The organism is Pseudomonas sp., from assembly GCF_050739655.1.
Taxonomy (GTDB): Bacteria; Pseudomonadota; Gammaproteobacteria; order Pseudomonadales; family Pseudomonadaceae; genus Aquipseudomonas.
In genome coordinates, this window is sequence record NZ_JBOIBY010000107.1 from 1 (window position 1) to 7509 (window position 7509).

Annotated in this window: 8 protein-coding genes; 7 read left to right on the top strand and 1 reads right to left on the bottom strand. The window is 51.7% G+C overall.

The features are described from left to right. Positions 1 to 158: 158 nt before the first annotated feature. Positions 159 to 977 carry an SDR family NAD(P)-dependent oxidoreductase gene (locus ACRESJ_RS05660; RefSeq protein ID WP_431757025.1) on the bottom strand — a complete coding sequence of 273 codons (819 nt, stop codon included), beginning with the start codon at positions 975 to 977 and terminating at the stop codon, positions 159 to 161. 237 nt (positions 978 to 1214) lie between these two features. Between ACRESJ_RS05660 and ACRESJ_RS05665 the strand changes: the two genes are divergently transcribed. The 7 genes from ACRESJ_RS05665 to ACRESJ_RS05695 all read left to right on the top strand — a co-directional run bounded on the left by ACRESJ_RS05665 (position 1215) and on the right by ACRESJ_RS05695 (position 7436). Next, positions 1215 to 1427: a hypothetical protein gene (locus ACRESJ_RS05665; protein WP_431757026.1), complete on the top strand. Its 213-nt coding sequence runs from the start codon at positions 1215 to 1217 to the stop codon at positions 1425 to 1427. A gap of 473 nt (positions 1428 to 1900) precedes the next feature. Next, on the top strand, positions 1901 to 3259 hold the full coding sequence (locus ACRESJ_RS05670) for a DUF1329 domain-containing protein (RefSeq protein WP_431757027.1): 1359 nt from the start codon (positions 1901 to 1903) through the stop codon (positions 3257 to 3259). Between the two features lie 184 nt (positions 3260 to 3443). Beyond that, the gene (locus tag ACRESJ_RS05675; protein WP_431757028.1) at positions 3444 to 4271 is read left to right on the top strand and encodes an SDR family NAD(P)-dependent oxidoreductase; all 828 of its coding nucleotides are present in this window, start codon (positions 3444 to 3446) and stop codon (positions 4269 to 4271) included. A 23-nt stretch (positions 4272 to 4294) separates the two neighbouring features. Next, positions 4295 to 5203 (top strand): NAD(P)-dependent oxidoreductase, encoded by a 909-nt coding sequence (locus tag ACRESJ_RS05680; RefSeq protein ID WP_431757029.1) that lies wholly within the window; start codon positions 4295 to 4297, stop codon positions 5201 to 5203. Further along, positions 5200 to 5613, top strand: coding sequence for a cupin domain-containing protein (locus tag ACRESJ_RS05685; protein ID WP_431757030.1), 414 nt, complete (start codon positions 5200 to 5202; stop codon positions 5611 to 5613). The genes ACRESJ_RS05680 and ACRESJ_RS05685 overlap by 4 nt, the downstream gene beginning before the upstream one ends. Positions 5614 to 5652: 39 nt before the next feature. Then, complete coding sequence (locus tag ACRESJ_RS05690; RefSeq protein WP_431757031.1) at positions 5653 to 6417, top strand: carboxymuconolactone decarboxylase family protein; 765 nt, start codon at positions 5653 to 5655, stop codon at positions 6415 to 6417. A gap of 212 nt (positions 6418 to 6629) precedes the next feature. Next, positions 6630 to 7436 (top strand): N-acyl homoserine lactonase family protein, encoded by an 807-nt coding sequence (locus ACRESJ_RS05695; RefSeq protein ID WP_431757032.1) that lies wholly within the window; start codon positions 6630 to 6632, stop codon positions 7434 to 7436. Positions 7437 to 7509: the final 73 nt, after the last annotated feature.

Genomic DNA, 7509 nt, shown 5'->3' on the forward strand with positions numbered 1-7509 from the left:
GCTTGGCCCCCTCCTCGATACAAAAGATCAAGGAGGGGTACGACTTCACAATTGCGCAATCTTTTCCTATGTTCTCCTATCGAAAGATAGAGATAGGCACCAGACCATCCTTCAACCATGAGAAGCCCAGCCTAGAGCCCTTAATCCAAGAAGGTTCCTCACTCGGCAATACCTAACAGAGCGCCGCCGTCGATCACAATCTCACTACCAGTGATAAAGGAGGACGCCCCTGACGCGAGCAGCAGGGCAAGCCCCTTGATCTCGTCGGGGTCAGCAACACGGTGCTGAGGGTTAGATGCCTCTAGCAGCCGACGCACCTCAGGATCTCGCACATGGCCATTGGCGATATTGGTTGCGAAAGCACCTGGTGCAATCGCATTGACCTGAATGTTAAAGCGCGCCAACTCAAGAGCAGCCTGCCGCATGAGGTGTGCAGCTGCCGCCTTCGCTGCGAAGTAGGAAGTGCCGACAGCCCCAACATTGCTACGACTAGCGATCGAGGTAGTTATAATAATTTTGCCACTACACTGGCGCTTCATATGCTTGGCTGACTCCTGCAAAGTATGTAGCACTCCACCAAGGTTAATACCTATATATTTGTTCCAATGCTGATCAGTAATATTCTCTAGAGCCCCCTCAACGCTACGACTACCATCTTTAGCAATGAAGCCCTCTCCGACATCAACACCAGCATTGGCGAACACAACATCAATTCGCCCCGCATTTGCGATAACTTGATCAAACACTGCGGCCACTGTCGATCGGGTACTGACGTCCATGCTTACCCCTTGAACATCAAGGTTTTTACCCTGCAGACGCTCCACCGCGGAGGCCAGTCGAGCAGAGTCTATGTCCGTCAATACCACCCGAGCTCCGTTCTCCGCCATCGCCTCGCCGCAGGCCAACCCAATACCACCAGCACCACCAGTTACGATGCAGACCTGACCCCTTACATCGAAAATTTGTGCCGACTCCATCTCCCACCTCCTTATTTATGAGAATGGCGAGAAATGCCCCCTCACAAGCAGACAGAACACCTATCTATCGAAAGCAAGCAATGCTCCCCCATCAAGGCTTTTACTAGCCCCCGCACTCAAACTGACAAGCCGCGTAAATTAAAGCTAGTCATACCTATCCTTCGGTAGGTTCCCCACCACCAAAATCACACTTCTCTAAAGGTTTATTCCAAGCAGATAAAATCCAAGGAAGCCTAAATGATCTTCACCGTCGCCAATATCAGCAAGATTGAAAGTATCGAGTACAACGAGACCAACCAAGAATTAGACATTAGATATATCAACCCTCATCGGGCCAGCGGAGGAAAGCATCTGCAAGTCAAAATAAAGAACGGCGCACTAATTCAACTGATCCACGAGATAGCGAAACTGGATCCCACAAAATGGCAGTCATCCAACCCGAAATCCTGAACCAGCACATGACCAAATAGGCCATGCAACCATACCGGCCTCCAAGGCAGAAGTGCTTACCGCACCCACCAACAAACAGATAGACGGTAACCCCCTTATATCGTGGCCTCCAAGCCATCCAAGACCGAAGATACCACGAGTCTATCTTTCGATAGGTGATAGCCATGCAGTGTTGCGGGAATTTTAACTCACACCTTCGGGCCACCCAGCGGTGCCAGGAGTGCAAAACACAGAATGTCCAACAAGTACAAGGAAACCGGACATTATTAACTTCATCTTGGCAATGATGGCTTACCATCCGCCAATAGAAACGACAATCGCATTAAGCTCGAAGGCCCTTGCCTAATGTGACTAAAGTAGACCACCATATAAGGCCTAGAAGCATGACGCATGCTCTGAGCAATGCGGACTTACAGAGGCTCCTGAATCCAAACTAGCGAATGCCAAAAAACTCGCTTAATCGGAGATGACTGATGAAAAACAAATACAAAGTTTCCGCCATATCCATCTGTCTTGCCACCGTTCTATCACAGCAGACTTTCGCTGCTGTAAGCCCAGAAGAAGCAGCGAAACTTAATAGTGAACTTACACCTGTTGGCGCAATTAAAGCCGGAAACGCCGACGGCACCATTCCCGCTTGGACAGGAGGCCTGACAGACGCGGCAAAAAAAAGTGACGGTAAACGCCCGCCGCAACTATTTGCAAGTGAGAAGCCCCTGATTACCATCACGGCAGGCAATCTGGATAAATATGCAGACAAGCTGACGGATGGCGCAAAGTATCTACTTAAAAACTATCAAGGCTACAAGATAGAAATTTATCCCACTCATCGCACTGGGGCTGCTCCTCAATATATCTACGACCGCTCTATAAGCAACGCAACAAAAATCACCCTGCAAGATCACAAGATGTCTTTTGATGGTTTCGCCGGGGGAGTTCCCTTCCCCATCCCAAAGACTGGGGAAGAGGCGATGTTCAATATGAACTGGAACTGGCGCGGTGCCGACTCAACTCTTGAGGCCAGCACTTGGTTCGTATCATCCTCTGGCAAACGTGCATTAACCTCCTCCAACGTCATTAATATATCCACCCCTTACAACTATCCGCCAGGCCGCGAGAACAAATTTGATAAAAACTTGTGGGGTGGATCTTTGATCACTGCTACCGCCCCAGCATATTCAGCGGGTGAAAAGCAGGTTGTAAATATTCCCCGCGACGCGATTAACATGCAAACCAATGCTTGGGTTTATTTGGCAGGGCAGCGCCGGCTTCGAAAAGCCCCAAACGTCCAATATGACGTACCGAACAACTTCACTTCCGGACTCACCAACTTCGACGATTCTTGGGGATTCAGTGGCGCAACAGATCGCTATGACTGGAAGCTGATTGGCAGGCAGGAATTCTACGTCCCTTACCTTGGGAACTCTCTTGCAAACGCAAAAGCTGAAGATCTCGTAGGCGAGAAGTTCATCAATCCAGAGTTCATGCGTTGGGAACTGCATCGGGTATGGGTTGTGGAAGCGAACCTCAAAGCAGGTGCTCGCCACGTAGTTCCGAAACGTCGGCTCTATATTGATGAAGACACTTGGACAATCTTGACCACCGATCTGTGGGACGCGAAAGGCCAGCTCTGGAAAAGTATGCAGATCCCGCCATTGACTTATCCGGAAATTCCGCTAACTCTTTCTGTACCACTCGTCATCTATAACTTCCAGTCTCGCGACTACGCATTAATGAGCTCAACTAGTGGAAGCAATGAAGGCATTAACTTTGCTGAGCTCCCGGCAACAATGTATACCCCGCAATACCTGGAGCGCTCTGGCGTGAGATAACTAAATTTTCATCGACACGCCTATCAGTTGACATTGCTGATAGGCGTTTTTGTATCCATCACATTTACCAAAACTATCTTTCGGCAGGTGACCATTGCAAAGGGCGCGCCGATATTTCTCACAGCGCTTAGATAGATCGCAATAGCGCTCCAAATTATATCCGGAGATAGCCAGGGGTTAATCGATGAGTCTTCTTTCATTTAGCGGCAAGGTCGCCGTCGTCACCGGCGCCGCTGGAGGCATCGGAGCCGCAACGGCGAGGATTCTTTCCGAATCCGGCGCAAATGTGGTGGTTGTTGACATCAATGGTGATGCAGCAATCGAGCTAGCACGAACACTCCCAACGGCGTCCATTGGCGTTAAAGCCGATGTGAGCAATGAAGATGACGTGAAAGGCTACATGCAGCAGGCCGTGGATCATTTTGGCCGAGTAGATCTGTACCACCTGAATGCTGGCATCGTTGGTTCATTTGCCTCACTTCCCGAGTTATCCACAGAAGACTTCGACAAAGTAATCGCGATCAACTTGCGAGGCCCCTTCCTCGGATTGCGTGAAGCCTTCCGTCAGTACATGAAACAAGAGAGTGGTGGCGCAATCGTATTGACTGCCTCGATTGCTAGCCTGCGCGGCAGCCACGACCTGCTCCCCTATCAGACGTCAAAGCACGGCGTGATGGGCTTGCTACATGGTGCCGCAATGTACGGTGGGCCGATGAATATCCGCGTGAACGCTGTGGCTCCTGGCCTTATTCCCACCGAACTATTTGCTAGCAACAAGTCTTCAACAGGCGGCGGGAACGACATGGTACAGCGAGGTTCAACTGTTCCAATGCGTCGCGTCGGAACGCCCGATGAAATCGCCGGCGTAGCAGCATTCCTCTTGAGCGATCAGGCCTCCTACATCAATGGGGAAGTCATTTCAGTCGACGGCGGATCGAGCATCGTAAACACCGTTCGACCTGCAGGTGGCGCAGGCGCTTGGGACACCTCCACCGTAGACAAGCGTCCCTGATTTTCCCCTTCGGAAGAAAAAAAATGATCACTAACAAAATTGGTTTCATCGGTCTTGGCAACATGGGCGGCCGTATGGCTCGCTGCCTGGTAAATGCAGGGATTGAAGTCCTTGGGTATGACGCCAGTCTTGGACGAGCAGAATCCGTCGGCGCAACATCAGCGGTTTCAGTCAAAGAGGTCACTCAGAACTGCAACTACATCCTACTCTCCCTGCCCGACAGCAATGTTGTCGAGAAAGTCTGTGAAGGTGACGATGGCCTATTGCAGCATTGCCGAGCCGGCCAGGTTGTAGTCGACCTAAGCACTTCAGCCGCCAGTTCGACAAAACGGCTAAACAACCTGTTTAAATCCAAGGGCGTGCAGCTCATTGATGCAGGAATCTCCGGCGGAGCTGCCGCCGCTGAGAAAGGGACGCTGACGCTGATGGTTGGTGGTGACGCACTCACGATTCGCGACCTGGAGTGGGCCTTCAATCCCATCAGCAGCAAGGTCTTCAACATGGGAGAAAGCGGCGCAGGACACACTGCAAAGCTACTCAACAACTTTCTCAACGCAGTGAGCCTGGCCGCAACAGCCGAAGTGATGGTTGCCGGCAAAAAGGCCGGCTTGGATCTGAACATCTTGCTTGATGTTTTGAACTCAAGCAGCGGTGTGAACTTCGCAACCCTCAATCGATTCCCCCACATCGTGAACGGAAACTACCTTGAAGGTGGGCTGACCGGCAAGCTGATGACGAAAGACGTCGTTCTCTACGTCGACCTAGTGCGCGAGCTTGGCATTGCCTCCCTCAACGCTTCCGGCCCACTGGCAAGTTTCGGACTTCAAACAGCACTGGGGTACGGTGATTTGATCAGCAACAAAGTGGTCGATGCTATCGGCGATGTCTCAGGTGGCATCCGCGTGCACAAAGAATCTGGTGAGCAAAAATGAAAGTAATCCACGCTCGCGACAACGCTTCGCCGTCTGAACAGCGCTCCTCCACTTTCAGCGGATCGGTCTGGGCCGACCCTGTGATGCCCACAACTGATGGCGTCACGATTAATACGGTTTTCTTTGCGCCCGGAGCCAGAACGTATTGGCATACCCATGAGGTAGGCCAGGTATTGAGCGTTACTGCCGGTTCGGGCTGGGTCTGCTTGGAAGGAGAAGAGCCGCAAGTGATCCGTACAGGGGATGTGGTCTGGATTGCGCCTGGAGAGCGCCATTGGCACGGCGCCAGCGACACCAGCTATATGGTTCATGTGGCAGTTTCGATTGGCAAAACAGGTTGGCAGGAGGAGGTCTCCGATAAGGACTACCTCCCACAGTTAGCTTCGGCTGAAGAAGCATCTGCCTTATAAAGCCCTCACTTATTGCCCATCAAAATCAGGATCAGAAAAATGCCACTCAATGAATATCAGCAAGCAGTAAAGGACGAGTTCGTCCGTATTCGCGGCACTTGGAGCCCTACGTGGGAGAGCATGCTGCGTTTGGATGCACGATTTGTCGAGAGTTACCTCGGTCTCTCTGGCGTGCCTTGGAAGAAGAATCACCTTGAAGACAAGGTCAAGGAATTCATCTACATCGCGCTCGATGCAGCGGCTACTCACCTGTATGTACCCGGTATCCAATCGCACTTGAAGGCCGCCCTGGGCTTTGGCGCTACCAAAGAAGAGATCATGGAGGTGCTTGAAATCACCAGTGCTCTGGGCATTCATGCTTGCAACGTTGGAGTACCTCTTCTCCTGGAAGTGTTGGAGGAAGAGGGTCTGCGCAAAGAAGCAACGCCCTACAACGCTGAGCAAGAGCAGTTGAAGGCCGAATTCATCGAGAAGCGCGGATACTGGCACAATACGTGGGACGGCCTGCTGGAGCTGGATCCAGAGTTTTTCAAGGCCTACCTCGACTTCTCCTCTGTGCCTTGGACTCACGGCGTTTTAGAACCGAAGATCAAAGAGCTGATCTACTGTGCCTTCAATGCGTCCGCCACACACCTCTACCAACCTGGCTTGAAGCTCCATATGCGCAACGCCATTAAGTACGGTGCAACCGTCGAAGAAGTGATGGAAGTACTGGAGATCGTGAGCGTTGTTGGCATTCATACTGCCACAGTCGCCGTCCCCATGCTTGAGCAGGCCCTTAACGACGCCGCCAAGCAAGCTTAATTTCAGAGTGTTCCCTTTATACGGGGCTTCGGCCCCGTTTTTTTGCTCCTCATCATCTCAAGCTTAAGTCAGTACGGTGGCGGCCTATCCATCGGTAGGTGAAGCCCTTATCCCTCAGAGCGATCCTTCCTTGAGGCAATAAATTGCCCACGCCTGATTTACCTAACTCTTAAGGCGCACTGCCGAGCCTAGGTTTCCCGAGGGGATCCACAATGAGCAACATACCTTGCTATGAAGTTTACGCGCTGCGTTATGCCCATCTCGAGCGGCAACGAAGAGATAATTTTATGGATGGCCATGACCTGCACGACGGCCCAATGCCAATGGACTATTTCGTTTGGCTGATCCGAGATGCAGAGCGCGTGTTCTTGGTTGATACAGGCTTTAACCAAGCAGCTGCAGACGCCAGGGGCCGAAAGCTACTGAAATGTCCGATAAAGGCGCTCGAAGCGTTCGACTTGCAGCCAAGTGATGTCACCGACACCATCATCACGCACATGCATTACGACCACGCAGGCAACTGCAATCTGCTCCCCAATAGCAGGTTCCACCTGCAAGAGTCGGAAATGCAATATGCCACCGGCCGCTATATGATTTACAAACCGCTGCGCCACCCTTTCAACATCGAAGATGTGGTGAATATCGTTCGCGGCGTTTACCAAGAGAAGGTTGTCTTCCATAACGGCGACGTACGCCTTGCACCTGGCATTGAGCTTGTTCATGTTGGGGGGCACACCCAAGGACTACAGGCTGTCCGCGTACACACCGCAAGAGGCTGGATAGTGCTTGCCTCGGATGCAAGCCATTACTACGACAATATTGAGTTAGAGTCGCCTTTCCCCGTCGTACTTAATGTCGGTGACATGTTGGATGGCTACCGTAGAATTCTCTCGCTAGCGGAAAGTCCTGACCATGTCGTGCCAGGTCATGACCCGCAGGTGCTTGATCGTTATCCCACTCTCAATCCTGAGAACCCAGATATCGTCGCTCTTCATCTAAGCCCTTCCACGGCCAAATAAACAGCATCAAGTTTCTATCAGCCCAGATCATCGTAAAACCACTCCGTCCGTTTTTGCTGCGCCAGGATATCGG

What these genes read in the sequence shown, in the direction of transcription:
- ACRESJ_RS05660 (WP_431757025.1), bottom strand. Translation starts at nt 977, where the DNA reads ATGGAGTCGGCACAAATTTTCGATGTAAGGGGTCAGGTCTGCATCGTA.
- ACRESJ_RS05665 (WP_431757026.1), top strand. Translation starts at nt 1,215, where the DNA reads ATGATCTTCACCGTCGCCAATATCAGCAAGATTGAAAGTATCGAGTAC.
- ACRESJ_RS05685 (WP_431757030.1), top strand. Translation starts at nt 5,200, where the DNA reads ATGAAAGTAATCCACGCTCGCGACAACGCTTCGCCGTCTGAACAGCGC.
- ACRESJ_RS05695 (WP_431757032.1), top strand. Translation starts at nt 6,630, where the DNA reads ATGAGCAACATACCTTGCTATGAAGTTTACGCGCTGCGTTATGCCCAT.
- ACRESJ_RS05670 (WP_431757027.1), top strand. Translation starts at nt 1,901, where the DNA reads ATGAAAAACAAATACAAAGTTTCCGCCATATCCATCTGTCTTGCCACC.
- ACRESJ_RS05690 (WP_431757031.1), top strand. Translation starts at nt 5,653, where the DNA reads ATGCCACTCAATGAATATCAGCAAGCAGTAAAGGACGAGTTCGTCCGT.
- ACRESJ_RS05675 (WP_431757028.1), top strand. Translation starts at nt 3,444, where the DNA reads ATGAGTCTTCTTTCATTTAGCGGCAAGGTCGCCGTCGTCACCGGCGCC.
- ACRESJ_RS05680 (WP_431757029.1), top strand. Translation starts at nt 4,295, where the DNA reads ATGATCACTAACAAAATTGGTTTCATCGGTCTTGGCAACATGGGCGGC.